This is a genomic window from Empedobacter sp. UBA2044 (genome assembly GCF_002333005.1).
Lineage (GTDB): Bacteria > Bacteroidota > Bacteroidia > Flavobacteriales > Weeksellaceae > Empedobacter > Empedobacter falsenii_B.
The window spans coordinates 1-24,196 of the sequence record NZ_DDBA01000049.1 but is presented as its reverse complement, the minus strand read 5'-3'; the positions used below and the strand labels follow the sequence as shown (position 1 = coordinate 24,196).

The 24,196-nt window shown below is 31.4% G+C and carries 17 protein-coding genes and 2 pseudogenes; 13 read left to right on the top strand and 6 right to left on the bottom strand.

The annotated features are described in order from the left end of the window. Positions 1–59 precede the first annotated feature (59 nt). Positions 60–2,270, bottom strand: coding sequence for an NADP-dependent isocitrate dehydrogenase (locus tag B4E59_RS08500; RefSeq protein WP_291052492.1), 2,211 nt, complete (start codon positions 2,268–2,270; stop codon positions 60–62). Positions 2,271–2,622: 352 nt separating this feature from the next. On the opposite strand from B4E59_RS08500, the gene B4E59_RS08495 reads away from it, so the two are divergent. The 9 genes and pseudogenes from B4E59_RS08495 (at position 2,623) to B4E59_RS14595 (ending at position 12,152) form a co-directional block, all read left to right on the top strand. Continuing rightward, complete coding sequence (locus B4E59_RS08495; protein WP_291052490.1) at positions 2,623–3,570, top strand: endonuclease/exonuclease/phosphatase family protein; 948 nt, start codon at positions 2,623–2,625, stop codon at positions 3,568–3,570. Between the two features lie 28 nt (positions 3,571–3,598). Next, positions 3,599–4,072 (top strand): Lrp/AsnC ligand binding domain-containing protein, encoded by a 474-nt coding sequence (locus B4E59_RS08490; protein ID WP_114998761.1) that lies wholly within the window; start codon positions 3,599–3,601, stop codon positions 4,070–4,072. A gap of 9 nt (positions 4,073–4,081) precedes the next feature. Further along, a complete protein-coding gene (gene deoC, locus B4E59_RS08485; RefSeq protein ID WP_291052489.1) occupies positions 4,082–4,825 on the top strand; it encodes a deoxyribose-phosphate aldolase in 744 nt (247 codons plus the stop codon). Between the two features lie 226 nt (positions 4,826–5,051). Continuing rightward, on the top strand, positions 5,052–5,915 hold the full coding sequence (locus B4E59_RS08480) for a helix-turn-helix domain-containing protein (RefSeq protein ID WP_291052488.1): 864 nt from the start codon (positions 5,052–5,054) through the stop codon (positions 5,913–5,915). A gap of 169 nt (positions 5,916–6,084) precedes the next feature. Further along, the gene (locus B4E59_RS08475; RefSeq protein ID WP_291052487.1) at positions 6,085–6,645 is read left to right on the top strand and encodes a hypothetical protein; all 561 of its coding nucleotides are present in this window, start codon (positions 6,085–6,087) and stop codon (positions 6,643–6,645) included. A 49-nt stretch (positions 6,646–6,694) separates the two neighbouring features. Beyond that, on the top strand, positions 6,695–7,501 hold the full coding sequence (locus B4E59_RS08470) for a fimbrial biogenesis chaperone (protein ID WP_291047860.1): 807 nt from the start codon (positions 6,695–6,697) through the stop codon (positions 7,499–7,501). Further along, complete coding sequence (locus B4E59_RS08465; protein WP_291052486.1) at positions 7,491–8,516, top strand: hypothetical protein; 1,026 nt, start codon at positions 7,491–7,493, stop codon at positions 8,514–8,516. The genes B4E59_RS08470 and B4E59_RS08465 overlap by 11 nt, the downstream gene beginning before the upstream one ends. Before the next feature lie 102 nt (positions 8,517–8,618). Further along, positions 8,619–11,336 carry a COG1470 family protein gene (locus B4E59_RS08460; RefSeq protein WP_291052485.1) on the top strand — a complete coding sequence of 906 codons (2,718 nt, stop codon included), beginning with the start codon at positions 8,619–8,621 and terminating at the stop codon, positions 11,334–11,336. A gap of 39 nt (positions 11,337–11,375) precedes the next feature. After that, positions 11,376–12,152 (top strand): annotated as a pseudogene (locus tag B4E59_RS14595) (DUF4184 family protein). A gap of 6 nt (positions 12,153–12,158) precedes the next feature. Here the strand turns inward: B4E59_RS14595 and B4E59_RS08445 are convergent. From B4E59_RS08445 to B4E59_RS08435, 3 genes are read right to left on the bottom strand one after another with little or no spacing between them, the layout of a single operon-like run. Then, complete coding sequence (locus B4E59_RS08445; protein WP_125350010.1) at positions 12,159–13,226, bottom strand: diphosphomevalonate decarboxylase; 1,068 nt, start codon at positions 13,224–13,226, stop codon at positions 12,159–12,161. A 14-nt stretch (positions 13,227–13,240) separates the two neighbouring features. Beyond that, positions 13,241–14,242 (bottom strand): NAD-dependent epimerase/dehydratase family protein, encoded by a 1,002-nt coding sequence (locus tag B4E59_RS08440; RefSeq protein WP_291052483.1) that lies wholly within the window; start codon positions 14,240–14,242, stop codon positions 13,241–13,243. A gap of 6 nt (positions 14,243–14,248) precedes the next feature. Next, complete coding sequence (locus B4E59_RS08435; RefSeq protein ID WP_291052482.1) at positions 14,249–15,151, bottom strand: CorA family divalent cation transporter; 903 nt, start codon at positions 15,149–15,151, stop codon at positions 14,249–14,251. Positions 15,152–15,280: 129 nt separating this feature from the next. Between B4E59_RS08435 and tyrS the strand changes: the two genes are divergently transcribed. After that, entirely contained in the window at positions 15,281–16,576 is a 1,296-nt protein-coding gene (gene tyrS, locus B4E59_RS08430; RefSeq protein WP_291052479.1) for a tyrosine--tRNA ligase, read from the top strand. Positions 16,577–16,650: 74 nt separating this feature from the next. Here the strand turns inward: tyrS and trpA are convergent, their stop codons facing one another. Together trpA and B4E59_RS08420 are read right to left on the bottom strand one after the other, a co-directional pair. Further along, on the bottom strand, positions 16,651–17,418 hold the full coding sequence (gene trpA / locus B4E59_RS08425) for a tryptophan synthase subunit alpha (protein WP_291052476.1): 768 nt from the start codon (positions 17,416–17,418) through the stop codon (positions 16,651–16,653). A 2-nt stretch (positions 17,419–17,420) separates the two neighbouring features. Beyond that, positions 17,421–18,626, bottom strand: coding sequence for an endonuclease/exonuclease/phosphatase family protein (locus tag B4E59_RS08420; protein WP_291047845.1), 1,206 nt, complete (start codon positions 18,624–18,626; stop codon positions 17,421–17,423). Between the two features lie 91 nt (positions 18,627–18,717). On the opposite strand from B4E59_RS08420, the gene B4E59_RS08415 reads away from it, so the two are divergent. The 3 genes and pseudogenes from B4E59_RS08415 to B4E59_RS08405 form a co-directional block, all read left to right on the top strand. Next, positions 18,718–21,474 carry a carboxypeptidase regulatory-like domain-containing protein gene (locus tag B4E59_RS08415; RefSeq protein ID WP_291052473.1) on the top strand — a complete coding sequence of 919 codons (2,757 nt, stop codon included), beginning with the start codon at positions 18,718–18,720 and terminating at the stop codon, positions 21,472–21,474. A gap of 27 nt (positions 21,475–21,501) precedes the next feature. Beyond that, positions 21,502–22,887 (top strand): DUF5689 domain-containing protein, encoded by a 1,386-nt coding sequence (locus B4E59_RS08410; protein ID WP_291052470.1) that lies wholly within the window; start codon positions 21,502–21,504, stop codon positions 22,885–22,887. 487 nt (positions 22,888–23,374) lie between these two features. Further along, positions 23,375–24,196: pseudogene (locus B4E59_RS08405) on the top strand (IS982 family transposase); the annotation flags it as partial.

The following is a 24,196-nucleotide window of genomic DNA, read 5'->3' as shown; positions in this document are numbered from 1 at the left end:
CTTTTTGGGGGCAGTGTATTTCTCGAGGTTTTAAATTTATAAAGAAATGTTGTGTTGGATTAGATTCCGTCAACAATTGCATTTAATGTTGCAGATGGACGCATTGCAGCAGTTGTTTTAGCAAAATCTGCTTTGTAGTAACCACCAATATCTTGAGGTTTACCTTGCGCTCCGATTAACTCTTCGTTAATTTTTGCTTCGTTTTCTTCCATAGCTTTTGCAACAGGAGCAAATTTAGCAGCTAAATCAGCATCTTTTGTTTGATTTGCTAACGCTTCTGCCCAGTACATAGCTAAATAGAAATGAGAACCACGGTTATCGATAGTTCCTAATTTACGACCTGGAGATTTGTCAGTTGCTAAAAATTTAGCATTTGCTTCATCTAAAGCATCAGCTAAAGTTTGAGCTTTTGCATTTCCTTGTGTTTGAGAAAGGTGCTCTAAAGAAGCTTGTAATGCTAAGAACTCACCTAAAGAATCCCAACGTAAGTAACCTTCTTCTACGAATTGTTCGATGTGTTTTGGAGCAGATCCTCCCGCACCAGTTTCGAATAATCCACCTCCGTTCATTAATGGAACGATAGATAACATTTTAGCAGAAGTTCCTAATTCTAAAATTGGGAATAAATCTGTTAAGTAGTCACGTAAAACGTTACCAGAAACAGAAATAGTATCTTTTCCTTCTCTTGCACGGCTTAAAGTTTCTTTCATCGCGTCTTTAACGTCCATGATACGAATATCTAAACCTGTTGTATCGTGATCAGCTAAGTATTTTTCAACTTTTTTGATGATTTGTTGATCGTGAGCTCTTCCTTTATCTAACCAGAAAATTGCTGGAGTATCAGATAAACGAGATCTGTTAACCGCTAATTTAACCCAGTCTTGAATAGGAGCGTCTTTCGTTTGAGACATTCTGAAAATATCAGAAGTTTCAACTTTTTGCTCTAATAATGTGTTTCCGTTTGCGTCTTCAACTTTGATTGTTCCGTTTGCAGGAGCTTGGAAAGTTTTGTCGTGAGAACCATATTCTTCCGCTTTTTGAGCCATTAATCCAACATTAGGAACAGAACCCATTGTTGTAGGATCTAACGCTCCATTTGCTTTCATATCGTCTACAACAGCTTCGTAGAAACCAGCATAAGAACGGTCTGGGATGATCGCTACAGTATCTTCTTCAGCGCCATCTTTGTTCCACATTTTACCTCCGTTTCTTACCAATGCAGCCATAGAAGCATCAACAATAATATCAGAAGGAACGTGGAAGTTAGTAATTCCTTTATCAGAATTCACCATTGCTACACGTGGTCCGTTTGCTAAATCAGCTTCAATTGCAGCTTTGATTTCTGCTTCTTGTGCATGACCTTTGATTTTTTCGAATAAATCAGCTAAACCGTTGTTTGGATTAATATCTAATGCTTTGAAAGTATCAGCATATTTTACAAAAACATCTTTGAAGAAAGTTTCAACGATTGCTCCAAAAATAACAGGATCAGAAACTTTCATCATTGTTGCTTTTAAGTGAGCAGACAATAATACGTTTTTATCTTTTGCTTCTTGAATCGCTTCTTGAACAAATGATTTTAAAGAGTTTAAGTTCATTACAGAAGAATCAATTACTTCTCCAGCTTTTAGAGGCGCGGCTGATTTTAATTCTTGTACAGAACCATCTTCTCCGTAAAATTTGATTGTATATTCAGTTGCGTTTTCTAACGTAGTAGAATTTTCAGTACCGTAGAAATCACCAGATTTCATGTAAGCAACTTCTGTTTTGCTATCTGTAGCCCAAGCTCCCATTTTGTGAGGATTTGCTTTTGCATAGTTTTTAACAGCTTTAGGCGCACGACGGTCAGAGTTTCCTTCACGTAAAACTGGGTTTACAGCAGAACCTAAAACTTTTCCGTATCTAGCTTTGATTGCTTTTTCATCTTCATTTTTTGGTTCAGCTGGATAATTTGGTACAGCAAAACCTTTCGCTTGCAATTCTGCAATCGCTTCGTCTAATTGAGGAACAGAAGCCGAAATATTAGGTAACTTAATGATATTTGCTTCCGGAGTAGTCGCCAAAGCTCCTAATTCTGCTAAAGCATCAGGAATTCTTTGTTCTTCTTTTAAGAATTCTGGGAAGTTAGCTAAAATACGTCCAGCTAAAGAAATATCTGGAACTTCGATGGTAATATCAGCTGTTTTCGTGAATCCTTGTACGATTGGCAAAAATGAGTGAGTTGCCAACATCGGAGCTTCATCCGTAAGTGTGTAATGAATTTTTGACATTATGTTTTAAATTTTTTTGAGACTATTTTAATAATAGTCAATTAAAAATACATTTTTTCAATTTTGAATGCAGAAACTGCAAACTTTGCAAATATACAATATTTAGCAGATTAAGTTGACCATAAATCAATCATTTACACTAATTTTAGTATAATTTTTAACATGATTTTTGATAGGTCGTCAAGTTGATAATTTATTGAAACAAAATTGTTCAAGTTGATAATTTTTGACTGTTTTTTTTTTCAACTTCATGTATAATTTCACTTTTGAAAGAGCTGTCTATTTAATTCTTTTAAGAAACCAATTTTTATACACTTAGTTTCTTTCTTAATTTTGCATAAAAACAATTCTTTTGAAACAAAATCTAGCGACAATCGCATTTTATAATGTCGAAAATTTTTATTCTAAATCTTCAGACAAATCTTTTTTGCCCAGTAATTTTATCAAATGGAAAGATAATCGTTACGATACAAAGGTGAATAAGATTGCATTTTGCATCTCTAAAATTGGCAAATTAGAAACAAATGAATTACCATGTTTGGTTGGTTTGGCTGAGGTTGAAAATGAAGAGGTTTTGCAAGATTTGATTCAAAATGATTTTTTGAAAGATGGCGATTATAAAACACTTTTATATAAATCATTAGACGAAAGAAAAATAAATGTTGGATTAATTTATCGTCAACAATTTTTTGAAGTTATAGAAAGCGAACCAATTAGATTTATCTTTAAAGATCAGTATGATACAAAATCTTATACACGAGATATTTTGTATGTAAAAGGAATTTTAGTTGGCGAAATTATTCATCTTTTTATTGTTCATTTACCTTCTAAAATTGATAAAGAAGTCAATCAATTAAAACGTCAACATATTTTTAAAACGATTCGAAAAAGAATTAACGATTTGTTAACCGAAAATTATTCGGCAAAAATTGTTGTGATGGGAGATTTTAATGATGCTCCAACAAATTCTGACTTAATTGATGAATTGGATACACGTTCTAAACAAGAAGAGATAAACAGAAACGAATTATTCAATCCAATGGTCAGTCTACAATCCTATAAAAGAGGTTCGATGATTTTTAAAAAACAATGGATGTTGTTTGATCAACAGCTTTTTTCGAAAGGATTTTTTACTTCTCACACAAATTTAGAATATATAAAAACAGATATTTTTGATGCTGATTTTTTGAAGAATACAGGCGGAAAATCTACAGGTTTGCCATTCAGAACTTTTGTTGGCGGAAAATATTTCGGTGGATATAGCGACCATTTTCCCGTTTATACCATTTTAAAATATTAAATTTGTAGCGGTATAATTTTAAGAATAGGTGAGAATCCACGAAAATGGTCAGGTTGAGATTGACGGAATCGATAAGTTGATTCTGAATGCCTTTATGGACAATGCTAATATACCTGTTTCGCAATTAGCAAAAGAATTAGGTATATCAAATACGGCTGTTCATCAACGTATCAAGAAATTAGAAGCTTCTGGAGTGATTGATTCGACAAAAGTAATTGTAAATCCTTCAATTTTAGGTTATTCAACGATGTCATTTGTTGGTGTTTTTATGGACAAACCTTCTTCTTATAAATTAGTTGTGAAAGCTTTGGAAGAGATTCCAGAAGTAGTGGAAGCTCATTTTACAACGGGAAATTACGGGATTTTCCTTAAAATTTTGAGTCGTGATAATCTACATTTAATGAATGTGTTGAACAAAAAAATTCAGCAAATTGATGGCGTTACACGTACAGAAACTATAATTTCGTTGGAGCAACCAATAGATAGACAAATAAAACTTTAATATACAAAGATGAATATTAATCAATATTTAGACTCGACGTATCTTAAAACACCTGAACAAGCAGGTATTTCGAATTCTGATACATTAGAGATGGTGCATAAGTTAGCACAAGAAGCTATTGATAATGATATCTATGCAGTAATGATTCGTCCTGATTATGTAAGATCAGTTCGTGAATTATTAGATGAGAAAAAATCGAATGTTGTTTTGGGAACTGTAATTGGTTTTCCTGAAGGGACTTACGATTTGAATGAAAAGTTGAGAGAAGCGCAAAAAGCAATTGCTGATGGAGCCGATGAATTAGATTTTGTAGTAAACTACGAAGCGTTCAAAAAAGGTGATAGTGATAAAGTAAAAGAAGAAGTAGAAGCTGCAACATTAGTCGCATTGCGTGAAGGTAAAGTTGTAAAATGGATTATCGAAACTGCTGCTTTAACAGATGAACAGATTGTTGGTATAACACAATTAATTCGTGATACTGTTTTAGAAAAAGCAGGTGAAGAAAAAGCATCAAAAGTTTTTGTAAAATCTTCTACAGGTTTTTATAAAACTGAAAATGGAGAACCAAATGGAGCAAATGAGCATGTTATTAAATTGATGCTTGAAAATTCAGGTTCGCTTCCAGTGAAAGCTTCTGGCGGAGTTCGCACAACAGAAGAAGCTGAAAAAATGATCGCTTTAGGCGTGAAAAGAATTGGAACATCGTCTGCATTGGCGATTGTAAAAGGAGAGCAAGGAGCAAAAGGTTATTAGAAAATTTCTACATTAATACATTTAAAAGTCTCAATATTTATTGAGACTTTTTTTTATTCATTAAAAATAAGCTTTCTTTTTTAGTTAATTTTTTAAAATACTTAAATAGCATATTGTATTTTATTATTTTTGGAGCACTAAAATTATAACTTGATTTATATCAAGTGATTTGATTAAAAATGGTGTAATTTTTGTATAGAAAACATTGATAAAATAGTATAGATGTATGTTGTTCAATAATCGAAATGTTTATAATAAGTTGATTTTTGATGTAGGTATAACTGCATTTGAATTGAATGATATCGTACAAATAGAGAAATTGAGAAAAGAGTTATCCGTTGATGAGTATTTTGGAATAATCTGGTCTGGTTCTAAAAAATTTGTTCATAAAATAAATGGAAAAGAATATTCGATTCCTAAAAACCATTTTCTTTTTATAGCTCCCAATATCTCTCAAGAATTTGTGAAACAAACTACTCGTACTGATGCTTATTATATTGTTTTTAAACAAGAATTTTATTCAAAATCTATCGAAGAAAACTTGAAGTTAGAAAATTCTACACTTTTTTCGCGAGATATTATAAATATTGTTGAGAATACAATTTGTTCTGCTCCAATTTTTGAGGCTAATTATTTGCAATATTTCTTTACTGCATTCGAAAATGAATTAGATATGAAGCTTGCTCATAATCTTTTGGAACGTATTATTATCAATGGTCAAATGGAAACATTTGATATGCAAAGCCAATTTATACAAGATGATTTTGATGTAGAACTTGCGACAAAATTCAAAAAACTTTTGCAAGAAAATGTCAAGGAAAATAAACAAGTATCTTTTTACAGTGATAAACTTTTTATTACAAAAAGAAGGTTAGATAAAGCAACTCAAATCGTTTTTGGAAAAACAGCAAAAGAAATGATTGTTGAAGAATTGATGAAAAATGCAAAGATTTTATTAGTCAACTCAAAAATGTCAATAAAAGACATTGCGCTGGAACTCAATTTCCTTCAAGAAACCAATTTTACTGCGTTTTTCAAGAAAAACACGGGGATTTCTCCGACTAAATTCAGACAAAGTACTCCGAATTAAATAGTTAGAATTGTCGTTTTTCATCATCTTTTGGTATGATTTAATCTTTTAAGAACACAAAATAACTTCTACATTTGCATCGCATTTGAGAATAACCAATCTTAAATATATAAACTACCAGTTTATTTAACAAATATTTTTTAATAAATTTTTAACAAATTTTAAAATGATGAAAAAATTAGCATTTTTTTTAACAATTTTCTGTGGATTAGTTTCTGGAACAGCTTTCGCTCAAGATCCGACTACGACTGGGCCTGGGCCTAAAACAGCAACAGCAACATTAAACGTAAAACTACACCCAATTCAAACAATTGTTATTGAAAGTAATGAAGTAGACTTAGAGTATAAAACAAAAGATGATTATTCTAATGGTGTTACAAAAACTATGAACGACCACTTAATTGTATATAGTACTGGTGGTTTTGCTGTAAAAGTAAAATCTGAGAATGAAAATTTAGTTAGAGAAGTAGGTGAAGGTGAAATCCCTGTAAATACAATTAACTTAGTAGCAACTTTAGGTTCAGAGAATAAATCAGGATCAACTTTCACAAAAGTTACATTAGAAAAATCAGACAAAAACTTGATTTCTAGTGAAGTTGGTGGTACAAATTTAAAATTTAACGTTGCGTATAGTGGAACAGGAGGAGACGCTTATGTTAACAAATATAACAATGTTGAGAATCCTACCGTGTATACAACTACTGTAACTTATACAATAGAAGCACAATAATATAAAAAATAGGAAGTGATGTTGAAAAATATCACTTCTGTTTTTGCTTATGAAAGTTCTTCGTTTTTTAACAATCGTTTCTTTTTTAGCATTAATCGTTTCAACTAAGATTAGTGCACAATCAGGTATTACTGTAAGTCCACCAAGGACTTATTTTGCGTTAAATCCTGGTGAGTCTGAGCGTAAAAAGATTATGGTAACCAATGTAAGTGATGTACATACATTAGAGTTGTCTGTTTCTTTTAATGATTGGAAGTATGATGAGTTTGGAGGTAATGTAGTCTCTGAACCTAATACTTTACCAACAAGTAATGCAAACTGGATCACAGTTTTACCAAGTAATACATTTACACTTTTGCCAAGAGAATCGAAAGAAATAGAAGTTCTGATGCAAGTTCCAGAAAAGATAAATACAGAGAGTGTGCATACAGCAATGATGTACATCACGCAAACAAATCCGATTGCTGGACAAAATAAAAGTGGAGAAAATATTATATTCTCGATTCGTACAGGTATCAAAATTTATCAACGATTAAATATTGCACGTGATACAAATGTAGAGTTTACAAATTTTGTTTACGATAAAACTGAAAATCGTTTGGTGCTTAATATTTCCAATGAAGGAAATGTTTGGAGCGAAGGAACGATTACAAATGAAATCATTAATCAAGAAAATGGTCAACAAACAAAATTGCAAGATGCAGTTTTCTATAGTTTACCCAATGATAAAAGAATTGTATATATACCATTGCCAAAGGATTTGCCAAAAGGCTCGTATATTGTTACCTCAACTTTAAGTTTTGAGAAAGATGATCAATTGAAAATTGCTGAATTGACGTTCTCAAATGATAAATAGTAACTTGTTTCAGAAAATAGTTTCAACCATAACATTATTGTTGACAATGGCAGTTTCTGCTCAGTTTACGTTAAATGCTCATAATAAAGGTTGGGTGCAAGTAAATGGAAGTAGTGGAGTTACAGTGTCTAATGTTGTGGCTGTACAAATGCATATGACTGGTGCATTAAATTATAAAAATTGGTCTTTAGTTGCGCGTGTTGTTTCGCCTATTGTCAATTCTCAGAAAAAAGAATTTCCTGTCGAAAAACTGAAGCTAAAATTTAATAATTATACAACTTCTCAATATTATTCAGAGAATTATCCTACAATAAATCAATTAGGAGTTATTCAGAATAATATCGCGATGAGTTTTTCACCAAAATATTTTATCAGAAGTTCACCTTTAACAATTGCAACACCAGCAGGAAAATATGGTGCAATTGTACTGAATTATGATATTGTGATTGATGCAGGAGCATATCTAAATCCTCTAAAATCATGGAACAATTATCCAATTCAATTCGAGTTTTCTTTATTGAATGAATTTGGAACAGTGATTGGAAAAAGTCTTTTTTCGATTGAAATGCAAATTAGTCCAAACGGAAATTATGAACCAGTTCCGACGCTTTCTATTGCGGTCGATGGTTCTGCTGTAAATGGAGAATTGGTTTTCAATACGATACAAGATTATAAAAATGGTGTGAAGAAAGAATATCAAAATGGCTTAATTGTTTCTTCTGATACAGCTTACGATATTCAAGTTTCGTCGATTAATCAATATTTACAATCAAGTGATGCGCAGAATTTGGAATTAAATTCAATCAATGTTCAGATAAAAGACATCGAAACAAATAATCTTTCTAAGGTTATAAAACTTTCGAATTACAATCAATCATTGATGACGAATAGTTCTAAAACAGCTTCAAAAAAGTATAATATTATTTATTATACAACTCCGTCGGATAATAAAATTTTGAATAGCAAACCTGGGAATTATTCAACTTCTTTGTTGTACACGATTACACCTTTGTAAAACAATATGTTCTTTTCAATCAATTATTTTCGGAGCGTATTTTTTATTCTGCTTATGCTTGTTAGCGGACAAAATTTGCGTGCTCAAACAATAAATAACGGATTGAAATTTAGTACAATAAAAGAAGTTAAATTAGAAGATAGCAACAACTTTTCTGTTATTCTTCAATTAGAAAATACAACCAATGATACGATAAATGCTCGTCTGGCACTTAAAATCCCTTCGGCTATAAGATCGTATTCGCAAGATAATCTTCAAATAAAAATCAATCCAAACAAGAAGGCTTTTATTCCTATGCAATTTACGGTGAGTAAATCGCAAATGGCTGGGAAATTAGATTTAGAATTCAATATTATTGATTTTTTAAGTAAAAAAGAAATAGGAAAATCTGTTACTTCAGTTGTTGTTTTGCAAAAGAGAAACATCAAAATTTTTCCTGTCCAGAGTAATATTTTTTACCGTCAAGAAGGAGATTCTATTCATTATGAATTAAAAGTAATGAATATGGGAAATCAAGCCGAAGAAATTTTGTTAACCAATGTACTTCCTGATTTCAGAGGAAGTTATACTTATAATAACAAACGACTTATAGTTGAAGCTTTTCAAGAAAAAATTGTTCGATTTTCTAAATATGTCGACCGAGATATGATGAAAATTGAAAGTTTTCAGGCAAATGTTTCGGGTTATACAACGACCAAAGATTTTGCAGGAAATGTGTTTTTTACGATACAGAATGCAAGTTCCAATCGTGTGTATATAGATCCAACAATGCTAAATCAGAATTGGACCAATTTTTCTTCAAATTATGTTCGATTAACTGCTCGCGATATTAATTCTGCTAATGCGAATTATAACTTAATGGCTCATCAAGAATTTTCGGTTGGGTTGAATGAATTTGCATATAATATTAATGGTACAACTTGGAATAAGAATCAAGACATGGTTTTGACAGATTCTTGGGTGAAATATCAACGCAAAGACAAAGGAATTTTAATCGGATCAATCAATAATAACGATTTTGATATTCCAGTTAACGGACGAGGAGTGATGTTGTTTAATAATTATGATAAGAATGATAACCGAATTGTAGTCGGAACGGTCGAAAAAAATTATAATTTATTAGATGATTTGACGAACGATGTTTTCAAGAATAGCAACACAACTTTTGCGAATGGACGATTTTTAATAAAAGATAAAAACGAATTAGAAACAACAGCTTTGTTTGATAGAACTTATTCTACAACGAACTTTATTTTGACAAATGGTTACAAATGGGTTACACCAAATAAGTGGAATCATTCAGTGAAATTTGGGTATGGTTTATCAAAATTTAAAGAGACGAACAATGTCGAAAACTCGATGTCGATTTCTGCAAATGTTTCTGGAACAATTGGTAAATTTAATTTTTATAGTTCCAATTATTACAGCTCAGGATATTATCCGGGGACGAGACGTGGAGCATTGTATCTTAATCAGCGTTTTCAACGAACGTTTTCTAAATTTTCGTTGTGGTCTTCGTTAACGGTTACCAATAACAATCCGAAATCTATCGATCCATATTTGATGAATTATACACAAGCGAATGAGTCGAAAGCGTTACGTTTTGAGACGGGTATATCATTCAAATTGGCAAGTCATTTTAATGTTTCGATTTCTCCTAAATTGAATATAGAAAAATCAAATATTCTGAATTATGAGACGTTTAAGTATATGCCGATGGACTTTAAATCAGTTTATTTGAACGGAACATTTACGTGGTTGTCTAATTCTCGTGTGCATCAGTTGGTGTTGAATGCTTTGGGAGGATTTTCTGAACTAAAAGAATTGAGAAATGCTGATCCAATTGTTTATGGACAATTAACGTGGAGTGTTAAAAACTTTCAGTTAAACTCAATTTATCAAAGAGGAAGTATGATGATTGCAGAAGTTTATTCGATGAATAATTTAAATCATCAATTAGAACGTTTTACAAATTCGGCGAGTTTTCGTCAAAGCTTTTTTCAAAAAAAATTGAATACAGCAGTTTCTACTTATTATAATATTGACAAAAATTTTGGAAATACTCTAACTTTTGGAGCTTCTTTAGATTATCAACCCATTGATAATTTTATTGTGAGTACACAAGCTAATTTTAGTCATTATGATTCGAAAACTTTTAACAACAAACAAACTTATTTGCAGGTTGGTGTTCAATATAATTTGCCTGCGAAACGCACTGTGACAGATGTAAAAGAAGGAACATTGAATTTGTTTGTGTTTTATGATTACAATGCAAATGGTATTTTTGATGAAGGTGATAAAGTGGCTGATAGTCGTAATGTAAAGATAAATGAAACGAATTTTATTACAGATTTAGAAGGAAATATCAAGTATAAAAAAGTTCCTTATGGTAATTATATAATCAAACTTCCTGGACAAAAATGGTTTGCACAAGATTTCGCGGTTAATATCAATGCGAAAACGACTTCTATTTCTATTCCAATGCAACAAACTGGTATTGTGAGAGGAAAAGTTGAGTATGAATTATCTTCAAATTTGGAGTATCAGGTTTCGGCAAATTTATTCGGATTTACATTGATTTTTAATCACGAAAATGGACAGGTTTTTACAGTTAAAACAAATGATAGAGGTGAATATACAGCTTTTTTACCTGTCGGAAATTATACGTTTCATCTTGTAGAAAATAGTTTACCAGAACATGTTTATGCAAAAACATATTTGAATAAAGTAACGGTAGAAAAGGAACAAAATACAGAATATGAACCGCTTATTTTGAAAATTAAGGAGCGAAAAGTTAACATCAAACGTTTTGGTAATTAATGGATATTTTGATTTACTTTGCATCAAAATAAAACCTAAATGCCACTAACTTTTTGCCATCCAGCAATTGTTCTTGTGCTAAAAAAGCTAAAATCGAATTGGTTTTCGATGACGAGATTAATCATTGGTTCGATGTCGCCAGATTTAGAATATTTCTCTCGAATGGAGATTGTAGCGACGTATATTCATTTGTTTTGAGGCGTTTTGTATTTTGACTTACCAATTGCGCCGATTTATAGTTTTGTTTTTTACTTATTTGTCCGAAATGTTTTAATTCATCATTTACCTTATTTTTAAAAAAAACGATTTGCTCAATTCCTAAATTTCGATTGGATTGATTATTTCAAAAAACATTCTATAATTGTAATTCTATCAATTTTAATACTTGCATATTCACATCTTTTTGGGGATGCTTTCACACACGTATGGGGAAATTTAACGAAATTAATTCCAGCTTTAGAGTAAACGTGGTTTCAAATTCCTTTCAAAAATTTCGAAGTAAAAGGGTATAAATTTCAACAACATTTTAGCACTTTTTTAGGTACGATTTTTATAGCTTTTTGGATTTATAAAATGCCAAAACAAATTCTTCTAAAAACTAAATTTGATTACATTTTTTGGTTAAAAGTAGTTCTATTTACAACTATTATTTCCACAATACGATTAGTTTTCTTCCCAATAGAAATTGCTTTAGGAAATATTATTGCTGTTATCGGAATGAGTATTTTTTTTGAGTTTGATTATTTATGGGTTAATGGAGAAACTATTAATAAAAAAATAAAAGGTTATCAAATAATTGACAACCTTTTATTTTAGAAGTGATTAAAAACTCACTTTATCTTTTATATAATTTCCGTTTTGACAGAATTGTTTCAATTCATTTTCGATGAAAATTTCAATAGCTTCCGCATCTTGCGAAGGATACAATAAATGTACATTTGCGCCAGCATCTAATGTGAAATACAAATGATTTCCTGTTTCACGACGGAACTCCCACAATTTTTCTAAAGCAGCAACTGTATTTGGTTTCATCAAAATAAATGCAGGATTCGACATCATCATCATGGCGTGCAATGTCAAAGCTTCATGTTCTACCAATTCTCCAAACGCTTTGATATCGCCAGATTTTAAAATTGGTAATAAAGCTTTTAAGTTTTCATTTGCTTCCACAAAACGACGTTCTGCATACGGATGTCCATTCATTAAATTGTGACCAACAGTAGAAGAAACCGATTTTTGACCTTCGTGAATCAATAAAATGGTATCATGAAAAGTTTTGAAAACATCATGAATTTCGACATCTGGATATTTTGTTCCAAATAAATCTGAACTACCTTCGATAAAATCATTTTCTCCCCATTCAACCAAACCTTTGTAAACCGAACGACAAGCACTTCCAGAACCTAAACGAGCCAAGAAAGAAGCTTTTTTCTTGGCGTCTTCTTCTGATAAATTTGCGCCAAGAATATTCTCAATTTGAACTAAACATAATGCCATTGCCGACATTCCAGAAGCTGAAGAAGCAATTCCAGAACTATGTGGGAAAGAATTATGTGTGTGAACTTCAAATTTGAATTGATTCAAAAATGGAATGTAAGCCGTAATTCTTTCGAAAAAAGTAATGATTTTTGGAGTAAAACTTTCTTTCAATTCACCTTCTAAATAAACTTCAACTTCGAAAGCATCCGATGTTTTTGGCGAAAATTTTAATTCAGTTTCTGTATAGCTATTGGTTAACGTATAACTAATTGAACTATTGGTTGGAATTTGATTTTTCTTTTTTCCCCAATATTTTACCAACGCAATATTTGATGGACTTTTAGCAGAAACGCTTCCTGATTTTAATTCCGAAGCAGTTGTTGAAAGTGTTGAAATGAATTGTTGTTCCATAAAACAAAAGTAAACTATTTTGTAGAATTCAGCTTTTGAAAGCGTTTATAATGATAATCAATTGCTTCTTTGATTGGAATAAATTCGTATTGAAGCAAATTTTTAACTTTAGAATTGTCGTATTTGGTATAAGTTGTCAACGAATAATAATTCGCTTTTGTCATATATTTTCCACCAAAGATTCGACTAAAAATAGATAGATTTTTAATGATTTTCAAGGTTGAATTCGAAACATTTTTGACTGAACGTTTGCTATTGATCGAAACAAGATCAAATACTTCTCGGTAACTTTTATTTTCAGAAATTACCACAAATTTTTGATTGTAAACTTGTTGATTAATTAATTCTAAAAAAATCTTCACCACATCGCGAACATCAACAAAACCAGTTCCACCAGAAGGTGCATAATCGCTTTTTGACGAATTTTGTTGAAATAAACTTTCGCTTGCACGTTTAGTATCCAATGTTCCGATGATTACACCAGGATTAATAATAATAACTTTAATGCCTTCTTGTGAAGCGCGCCAAACCTCCATTTCTGCTCTAAATTTAGAGATAGAATAAGAAGAATGTGTTAAGCCATTATTCCAACCAGAACGTTCGTCGATCATTTTAGTTGCTGGATTCAAATCGTCCATTGAAGCAATAGAACTGATGAAAAAAAATTCTTTCACGCCAGAATCAATCGCTTCATTTACTAAAGATTCAGTTCCTAAAATATTCGTATTGAAAATTTCTTCTTCTTGACGTTCATCAAATGAAACAAAAGCCGCAGCGTGATAAATTGTCTCGATTCCGTCTAATAAATTCGGAAGTTCAGTTACATCCAACAAATCACCATCAATCCAATGAATAAATTGATAAAATTGCGAAGCATTTTGTTCCGCAAAGAAATTTTGGATGGTTTCTGTGTTCGATGTTTTTCGTTTTAAGGCACGAATAGGTTGTTGCTTTTTTGCCAATTCTACCAACAAATGCGCGCCAACCAAACCTGTTCCTCCCGTTACGAAAATCATACTGAATTATAAATATTTTTTTTTCTTGAACCAAAAGTAAATAAAAATTACCACTAATAACATGACAAGTAAACAAATTGGATAGCCTAATTTGTAATTTAACTCGGGCATGAAATCGAAATTCATTCCATAAATTCCAGCGATAAAGGTTAAGGGTAAGAAAAATGCAGAAAAAACGGTAAGCGTTTGCATGATTTCGTTCGATTTTTGTCCATTTAACGAAAGGTAAATTGTTAACAAACTTTGTACATCATCTACAATTTGCGAATGCAAGTGTAACATTTTTACGTTTTCTTCGTACAAATCCTGTGATGAACTTGTCTTTTTGTTATCTGCGCGATATTCTTTCAGTGCTTCAAGCGTATAATCTAATATTTTTTTGCAAGCTGTAGCTTCTCGTTTGATTTTATATAAGGTAGGAAGTTTAATTTTTCTGAAATCATCCGTAAAAATCAAATGCTCGAGTTGATTAACTTCTTCGTCCATTTGATATGCAGGCTCTTCGTAAGTTTTGATGGTTTCGGAAATAATACGATATAAAATACCTTTGATTAAGATTTTAGAAGAATCAATATTAGCTAAATACTTTTTATGAATTTTGTCAAAAATATCCGTTTCTTTTTGATGAACAGTCACAATAAAATCTGCGCCGATGTAAATACTGATTTTGTGACTAAATTCTCGAACAGTGTTTTTCAACATACGATGTTCTTTATCAAAAAAACGAATTAACAAAAACGAAACTTTTGAATCATCTGATTCATATTTAGGTAAATGTCCAGGCTCCAAACTATCTTCAATCGTTAATTTCTGAAAACAATATTTTGTAGCAATTTCATTCAACTCAACTTTTGTTGGATTTTGTAAGTTTATCCATTTAAATTTTTCGTTCTCGAAAAGTGTTTGCATGTATTCCTTTTATTCAAATTTTAAATAAATATATCAAATAAGTTTTATTTTGGCAGATCATTTATTATCTACTGAAAAATCATAACTTTGTATCTTGTAAAAATTAGATAAAAAATATATTAAAATACTATGAATCCATTAATTGAAGAATTGACTTGGAGAGGATTGGTTCACAATATTATGCCAGGGACAGAAGAACAACTAAATAAAGAAATGACTTCTGGTTATGTAGGTTTCGATCCTACAGCAGATTCTCTTCACGTGGGAAGTTTGGTTCCTATTTTCTTATTGGTTCATTTGCAACGTCACGGTCATCGTCCAATCGCCTTGGTTGGTGGTGCAACTGGTTTTATCGGTGATCCTACTGGTAAAGCTGCAGAGAGAAGTTTGTTAGATGAAGAAACATTAAATAAATATGTAGCTGGAATTAAAGCGCAATTATCTCGTTTCTTAGATTTTGATACGAACAATGGTAACTCAGCTTTATTGGTGAATAACTACGATTGGATGAAAAATTTCTCTTTTATTGATTTTGCTCGTAACGTAGGGAAACATATTACAGTTAACTACATGATGGCGAAAGATTCAGTAAAATCGCGTCTTTCATCAGAGTCTAATGTCGGAATGTCTTTCACAGAATTTACATATCAATTGATTCAAGGATACGATTATTTACACTTGTACAAAGAATTAGGTGCAAAATTACAAATGGGAGGTTCTGATCAATGGGGAAATATTACGACAGGAACAGAATTAATTCGACGTACAGTTCAAGGAGAAGCGTTTGCGTTTACTTGTCCATTAACAACAAAAGCGGACGGAACTAAATTTGGAAAATCAGAAGGTGGGGAAAATATTTGGTTAGATAAAAACCGTACTTCTCCTTATAAATTCTACCAATTTTGGTTGAATCAAGCGGATGCGGATGCTGAACGTTACATCAAAATTTATACGTTTTTAGAAAAAGAAGCGATTGATGATTTAATCGAGCGTCATCGTCAAGAGCCACATTTACGCGAATTACAACGTAAATTAGCAACTGAAATTACAATTTTAGTTCATGGTGTTGAAGAATTACGCAAAGCAGAAAAAGCATCTCAAGTTTTATTCGGAAAATCAACTTCAGAAGATTTGAAAGAATTAGATGGAGATACTTTCTTATCAGTTTTCGAAGGTGTGCCTCAAGCAACTATTGCAAAAACTGATATCGAAGCGGGATTGGATATTGTTACTGCTTTAGCAGAAAAATCAGGCTTCTTAAAATCAAATTCAGAAGCGCGTCGTGAATTAAAAGCAAACGCAATTTCTGTAAACAAAGAAAAAGTAGCGGAAGAATTTGTATTAACAACAGAAAATTTAATTGCTGATAAATATGTTTTATTACAAAAAGGTAAAAAGAATTATTTCATCTTAATTGTTGAATAATTTTTTAGATAAAACATTTCCAAAATAGAAAGCAAGCTGAATTAAGCTTGCTTTTTGTTTTGAAAACTATTTTTTTATCTCAATTCTGAAAGATAATTTTTTATGGCTTCTGAAAGATTTCCGGTTGAATTTTCTAAAACGCGTAAAAAAGCACTTCCTATAATTGCTCCATTTGCGTAATTCCAAGCTTTTTCTACATCAGCCTTTGTCGAAATCCCAAATCCAATTTGATGTGGTTTTGTTAAGCCTAGATTTTTAACATTTGACAAAAAATCTTCATTATAATTAGATTGTGTAGCACCAGTTGTAGCTGAACTCGAAACGATATAAACAAATCCAGAAGTTGCATCATTAATCTCTTTAATGCGTTTTTCTGTTGTTAAAGGTGTAATTAAAAATGTAACTTTTTGATCGTATTTCTCAAATAATTCTTTGTGTTGCGTCAAGTAAATTTCGTACGGCATATCAGGTAAAATCAAGCCTGAAACTCCACTTTCTTGACAGTTTTGTAAGAATTTTTCTAATCCGAATGTCATTACTTGATTGTAATAACCCATTAAAACAATTGGCGAAGATATTTGATTTTGAACCGATTTTAATTGCTCAAACAAAATGTCCAATGTCATTCCATTTGCTAACGCTTTTTCACTTGTAGCTTGTATTGTTGGACCATCAGCTAAAGGATCAGAATATGGAATACCGACTTCGATAATGTCAACATTATTTTGATCTAATTCTTTTAAAATAACAAGAGTATCCGATAAATTCGGATACCCAGCTGTTGTGTATATTGTAATGAGGTTTTTATTTTTTTGACTAAATAATTGCTCTAATTTGTTCATTTTTATTTTGCTTGTTTTAATAAGATTGTATAGACTGGAAAGTGGTCAGAATAACCGTTTGCACGATAAGTATCGCCGCTCCACATACGGTTAGGGAAGCCTTTATATGCACCTTCTGTCGCTTTTAAATAATCTTTGTTGTAAATTTCAGTTTTGAAGATTTTATACGTTGAATAATCTTTATTTTTTGTAACCAATGATGAAGTTGAGATAAATTGATCAAATAGATTCCAAGCATCACGATAAGCTAAAGTACCAACACCTTTTTTATATAAAGGTAACATAGGATCGTAATATCCGTTATCCGAAACTTTAGCAATTTCTCCAGCCGGATCAAATATGTTTTTAATACTTGGAGAAATAGGATCATCATTAAAATCACCCATTGCAATTACTTTTGCATTTGGATTTTTAGATTTTAACTCATCAAAAATTCCTTTCATCACCTTTGCTGCTTCCATACGAGCTGGCATCGAAACTTTTTCTCCACCACTACGAGAAGGCCAGTGATTCACTAAAAAAGTGATTTCTTCACCGTCTAATAAACCTGTAACTTGTAGAATATCACGCGTATATTTGCGTTTACCTTCAGCATCATAATTGAAAATTGGATGAGGTCTTGCATCAATAACCTTGAAACGAGATTTTTGATACAATAAACCTGTATCAACTCCACGAGCATCAAACGAATTGAAATGAACAACACCATAATCGTATTTTTTCAAAGCAGAGCTTTTTGCTAAATCTTCTAAAGTTTCTCTTGTCTCGATCTCACAAATACCTACGATTACTGGAGCAGAGCCTGTAACATCTGCGCCTAATTCGCTAATAACTTTTGAAATATTATTGACTTTTTGGAAATATTTTTCTGTATTCCATCTTTTATTTCCGTTTGGTAAAAATTCTTCTTGAAGAATTAATGGACGGATAATTTTCTTTCCTTTTATATTTTCGTACGTATAACTTTGTTTGAATTCTTCTGTTTCGTACTTCGATATGTCAGATTCTGCAATCTGAATGTGATAATTTTTGTCATTAAAAGGTAAAGTTCCATTTACATATCCAACTGATTTTATGGTGTCAAAAAGATTTTCAACATTGTAAAAGGCTACAGTTGCACTTGAATATTTGCTTTGAGCTTTAACATTTAACGTTAAGAATAAATTAAAAATTATTAATAAAGTTAAAGATTTATTAATTTTAAACATATGTTATTAATTATGAATTTATTAAATTTGTTGTCCTATTTTTTCTGATGAAGGAAATAGAGAGCTAATTTATAAATAAAAATTCGTTTGAATGAACAAATTATTGTTAAGTCTTTCAGTCTTTGCTGCAACTGTCGCTATGGCGCAGGCGCAAACAAAGGTTACTGGGGTAGCAAAAAATGCTGCTACAGGTGAAGAGGTTTATAACCTCACTGTACGTTTGGACGGAGGAGCAGTAAGCGATGCTGCTATCACCGATCGTATAGGTTATTTTCAGTTTGTAGATATTCCGGATGGAACATACAAATTACAAGTTTATGGCGTGGGCTATGACCCATATGAAAAAGAAATCACTGTAACAGGGCAAAAAGAGCTTGACTTAGGTGATATTAAATTAACATTTAATCCAAATACAGCAGAAGTTGGAATTATTACATTAACAGATGATGAATTATCTGATGATGAAAGTTCGACAGCTTCAAATTCAGGACTTTTACAATCTTCGCGCGATGTTTTTGCTCGCGTTTCTGCGTACGAATTAGGTTCGTATTGGTTTAAACCAAGAGGTTTAGACAACAAATATAATGACGTATTATTTAATGGGGTTCGTATGAACAAAATGGATAATGGTCGTGCAACTTTTAATAACTGGGGAGGTTTGAATGATGTAACTCGTCGTCCAGATGAGTTAACATACGGAATCGAACCTTCTAATTATGCTTTTGGAGATTTAGGAGGAGTTACAAATTTTGATACTCGACCTTCAACAATGCGTAAAGGAGTAAGTTTGGCTTATTCTAATACAAATCGTTCATACAGAAATCGTGTAATGGCAACATACAATACAGGATTAATGGATAACGGTTGGGCATTTATGGTTTCAGGAAGTAGACGTTGGGCAGATGAAGGTATTATAGAAGGTACTTTTTATGATGCGTATGCTTACTACTTAGGTGTTGAGAAAAAGTTTAATGAAAAACATACTTTAAACTTAACTAGTTTCGGTGCTCCAACTCGTCGTTCTACTGGTTCACCTAATACACAAGAAGTTGTGGATTTGAAAGGTATTTACTATAATTCTTATTGGGGATGGCAAGATGGTGAAAAACGTAATGAACGTGTAAAGAAAACTTTTGAGCCTATTAATATGTTGACGCATCATTGGAATATTAATAATAAATCAAAATTAACGACAACTATTTCGTATCAATTTGGAAAAGAAAGTGGATCTCGTTTAGATTGGTTTAAAGCAAATAATCCTTCACCAACATATTACCGTAATATGCCGAGTTACTTAGCTTTTAATGGAGCGTCTGCTGATGCAATCGCAGAAAGAGAGCAATTATGGAGAAGTGGTCAAATCTCTCAGTTAGATTGGGCAAGTATGTATCGTGCGAATGAAAATAGTACGACAGGAAGAGCGGCTTATTGGTTAACTGCAGATGTTAATGAAGATAAAACAGCTACGGCTTATACTAATTTTCAAACTGAATTAACTTCAAATATAGATTTAACAATTGCAGCATCTTATCAAAATACAAAATCTAAATTGTATCGTGAGATTCAAGATTTATTAGGAGCACAATATGTATTAAATGTAGATGATTTTAATGTGACGACAAATTTACCTGTTAATCATTTTTATAATTTCAACTTATTAGATCCTGATTATGTTGCTAAGAAAGGAGATAAACAAGAGTATTACTACGAAATTAATCGTGATTATGCAGATTTGTTCGCGCAGTCTAAAATTAAATCTAAATACTTAGATGTTACTGTTGGAATGAAAGCTGCTTTAACGAAGTTTTATCGTGATGGAAAGTTCCAAAATGAAATGTATAAAGACAATTCTTACGGAAAGAGTAAAACGTATGATTTTGTAGACTTTGGTGTAAAATCTAACTTTTTAGTTAAATTAGATGGACGTAACTTTATTCAAGCAAATGTAATGTATCAGACAGAAGCACCAACTTCTGATGAGATTTTTCCAAATGCACGTCTTAATGATGTAACTGTTGATGGAATAGAAAGTGCTAAAATATTCTCAAGTGATTTATCTTATATTTTAAGAGCTCCACGTATCAAAGCTCGTGCGACGGCTTTTTATACAAGAACAAAAGATGAGATAGAGAAGGCTTTTGGATATATTGATGGTGTTTCGGATCAAATTTTTGTTTCTGAAGTGATGACAGGTGTTGGAAAAGAATATTTAGGAACTGAGTTGGCTGTAGAAGCGCAAGTTTTACCAGTTCTTACAGTTTCTGCCGTAGCTGCTATTGGACAATATGTATACAAAGACAATCCTGATTATAACCTATATTCTGATGAATTTGGGATTAATGGAATTCCTTACAAAAATTATGGAACTGCTTATTTAGAAAACTATAAACTTGCTTCTGGACCTCAATCAGGATTTACTTTAGGTGCTGAGTATCGTGATCCTAAATTTTGGTGGGTTGGTGTTTCTGGAAACTATTTAATGAACAATTATGCAGATCCTGCTCCTTTTAGAAGAACAATTAATTTTATTACCCAAAATGGGATTCCAATTAATGGAGTAACAGAAGAAGGATTGAAAGAAGTTTTGAAACAAGAGAAGTTTAGTGATGAGTTTATGTTGAATATCAATTTAGGAAAAACGTTCCGTATTGGTAAATATTCAGCAGGGATTTCAGGAACAGTAAACAATGTACTGAATAATAAAAACTATGTTACAGGAGGTTTTGAACAAATGCGTACAGGTAATTATAATAATGCAATTGATAAAAACTACCAACGTATGTTTGGTTCAAAAATGTTCTACGGAATGGGAACAACTTATTTCGCGAACATTTATTTCAGATTTTAATTTTATTAACAACGAACACAATTTAAAATGAATACAATATCAAAATTAACAATAGCTGGTGTTTTAAGCTTAGGTTTATTTACAGCGCAATCTTGTGTGCAAGATGATGATTATGCAACACCTCCAATTGAATGTAATTTACCAAGTCCTAATATTTCTTTGGCTGATTTAGTTTCTAAAGTAACTGCTGGATCTATAAAATTAGATGCTAATAAAGCAATAGCAGAAGATTTAATCGTACAAGCATATGTTATATCTAGTGACGAAACGGGGAATTTTTTCAAAACGATTTCTTTACAAGATAAAGTTGAGAACCCTACAACAGGTATCCAAATAGAAATTGACGGAAGTAATTTATATAATTCTTATCCATTGGGAGCGCAAGTACAAATTAATTTGAAAGGGTTAATAGTTGCGAATGATCGTGGAGTAATGAAAATAGGTTCTGTAGATCCACAATATACTGTTGGTCGTATTCCAAGTGCTGTCATGTCAACTTATATGGTTAAAACATGTGAAGCAATCCAAACGATTAAACCAAAAGTTGTTTCTTCATTAACAGATGCTTTAAAACCTGAAAATCTAAATACATTAGTAACGATAGAGGGAGTTCAATTCAGTGATCCTGATGGAGATAAAACGTATGGGGTTTCAGGTGCAACAGTGAATAGAGTGATTGTGGATAAAAAAGGAAAAGAAACAGATTTACGTAACTCTGGCTACGCAACATGGTATGCAGATGTTTTACCTAAAAAAAGCGGGTCTATTACAGTAGTAGTTTCTCGATACAATTCAACTTATCAAGTATTTATCCGCGATACAAAAGATGTAAAATTCGATCAACCTCGTTTTGATGTAGGTGGAGGCCAAAATCCAGGTGGAGGCAATAATTCCGAAGCAGCAAATTTATTGTTCAAAGGTGCTGATTTCAATGTTTGGGCTGACTTTTTATCTTCTATTAACTCTTTTGGCTTAGTGAAAGATACCTATGCAACTAGCGGAGTTGGTGTTGGTAGAGATAACACAAATGCATTACTTTTAAAAGGAACACCAAAAGCAAATGATTATGTATTTACAACTATTGTAAATAATACAATTCCTGCAACTCCAAAGAAAATTACATTTTATGTAAAAGGAACATCTGGGAAATCATTGTCACTAAATGTGTATAAATCTGATAAAAAATACGTAGTATATAATGTAGGAGATTTATCGAATGCAAATGTATCTTTATCACCAATTGATGCAAATCAATATACAGGTAAAATTGATACTAAAGGCGAATGGGTTCTTGTTACTCTAAATATTGAAGGAGTAGATATTCAAAAAACTGCTGGTGAAAATATTTTTGCACTAAAAGTAGGAAAAGATGAAGCTTATGATTTAGTTATCGATAATATCAAAATTGACTAATTAATCAGTTTAAATATTATAATAAAAAAGGCAACCAATTGGTTGCCTTTTTTGTTTTTATTAGGTTAATATATTCCTAAATATTCTTCATTTTTTAACGTGATTTCACTTTCTGAAATGTATAAAATTCAAATAAAAATTATCTGTTAATGAGTATCGATTTTAATTTTATAAAAAAAAATAAAAAAAAGATTTATTAATCATTTAATAAGTATTTAATAATGGATAATTGATAAAAATAAAGCAATGTATGTCTTATTTGGATAAAATGTTAATTATGTATCATTCGTTTTTTCTATAGAAAATAGTGTTCAGATTTGTTACCCTATTTTATAAAAATAAGACTATGAAGAGAATTGGATATCCTAACAAAACTTCCGTAGTAAGAAAAGATATAAGACACCCGTTGTGCATTTTGATTACTAAATAATAAAGTTGTTCATTTGATTGAAAATCAGTAAATTGTTTTAACTACAAAATATTTACAATGAACAACTTAGTTGCTAATTATGAAAGAATATTGGAAGTTCTACGAAAAATTTCCACAGATACACTTTTAATTTATCAACGTAGAAGACCTAAACTTTTTGATTTATAACTCATAAGTCTTGTTTTAACAGCTGAATTTATGGGTATTGATAGTGAAAATCATTTATTTCGAAATCTTCCTAAAGCGCTATGTTGTAAAATTGAGCGTAGTATTTACAATCGTAGAAAACGTAGATTATCAGAGTAAATTAATAGTATTCGCCTCAAATTAGCGAAAGAATTTAATGAATTTGAAAATTGTTTTATCGTTGATAGTATGCCGTTGGAAGTGTGTAAAATAGCAAAAATTAATCGCTCTAAAATTTGCAAAGAACATCAGTATAGTGCACCAAATAGAGTTTTTTGTGCTTCTCAGCAAATGTCTTTTTATGGCTATAAACTTCATGCTGTTTGTTCTTTAACTGGTGTTTTCCAAAGTATTGATATTAGTGCCGCATCTGTTCATGACATTCATTTTTTGAAAGATGTTAAAACTCAAATGTATGATTGTTTGCTACTTGGGGATAAAGGTTATTTGTCACAAACAATTCAAATTGACTTATTTAATGAAGTTCATATTCGATTAGAAACACCGAAAAGGTCCCTTCAAAAAATATCAAAAATGAATTGAAACTTTTTTTTCTCAACAATGTGATCAATTTATGATTATACGCAATTATGCAAAGACTTTTGAGGGGTTTAAAACCAGAATTCTAGCTAAAATTACTGCACAAACATTGAATCAGTACATTATTAAAATACACTTAAATCGAAATATTAA

What these genes read in the sequence shown, in the direction of transcription:
- B4E59_RS08440 (WP_291052483.1), bottom strand. Translation starts at nt 14,242, where the DNA reads ATGATTTTCGTAACGGGAGGAACAGGTTTGGTTGGCGCGCATTTGTTG.
- B4E59_RS08420 (WP_291047845.1), bottom strand. Translation starts at nt 18,626, where the DNA reads ATGTTTAAAATTAATAAATCTTTAACTTTATTAATAATTTTTAATTTA.
- B4E59_RS08415 (WP_291052473.1), top strand. Translation starts at nt 18,718, where the DNA reads ATGAACAAATTATTGTTAAGTCTTTCAGTCTTTGCTGCAACTGTCGCT.
- deoC (WP_291052489.1), top strand. Translation starts at nt 4,082, where the DNA reads ATGAATATTAATCAATATTTAGACTCGACGTATCTTAAAACACCTGAA.
- B4E59_RS08475 (WP_291052487.1), top strand. Translation starts at nt 6,085, where the DNA reads ATGAAAAAATTAGCATTTTTTTTAACAATTTTCTGTGGATTAGTTTCT.
- B4E59_RS08410 (WP_291052470.1), top strand. Translation starts at nt 21,502, where the DNA reads ATGAATACAATATCAAAATTAACAATAGCTGGTGTTTTAAGCTTAGGT.
- B4E59_RS08465 (WP_291052486.1), top strand. Translation starts at nt 7,491, where the DNA reads ATGATAAATAGTAACTTGTTTCAGAAAATAGTTTCAACCATAACATTA.
- B4E59_RS08480 (WP_291052488.1), top strand. Translation starts at nt 5,052, where the DNA reads ATGTTGTTCAATAATCGAAATGTTTATAATAAGTTGATTTTTGATGTA.
- tyrS (WP_291052479.1), top strand. Translation starts at nt 15,281, where the DNA reads ATGAATCCATTAATTGAAGAATTGACTTGGAGAGGATTGGTTCACAAT.
- trpA (WP_291052476.1), bottom strand. Translation starts at nt 17,418, where the DNA reads ATGAACAAATTAGAGCAATTATTTAGTCAAAAAAATAAAAACCTCATT.
- B4E59_RS08435 (WP_291052482.1), bottom strand. Translation starts at nt 15,151, where the DNA reads ATGCAAACACTTTTCGAGAACGAAAAATTTAAATGGATAAACTTACAA.
- B4E59_RS08445 (WP_125350010.1), bottom strand. Translation starts at nt 13,226, where the DNA reads ATGGAACAACAATTCATTTCAACACTTTCAACAACTGCTTCGGAATTA.
- B4E59_RS08500 (WP_291052492.1), bottom strand. Translation starts at nt 2,270, where the DNA reads ATGTCAAAAATTCATTACACACTTACGGATGAAGCTCCGATGTTGGCA.
- B4E59_RS08470 (WP_291047860.1), top strand. Translation starts at nt 6,695, where the DNA reads ATGAAAGTTCTTCGTTTTTTAACAATCGTTTCTTTTTTAGCATTAATC.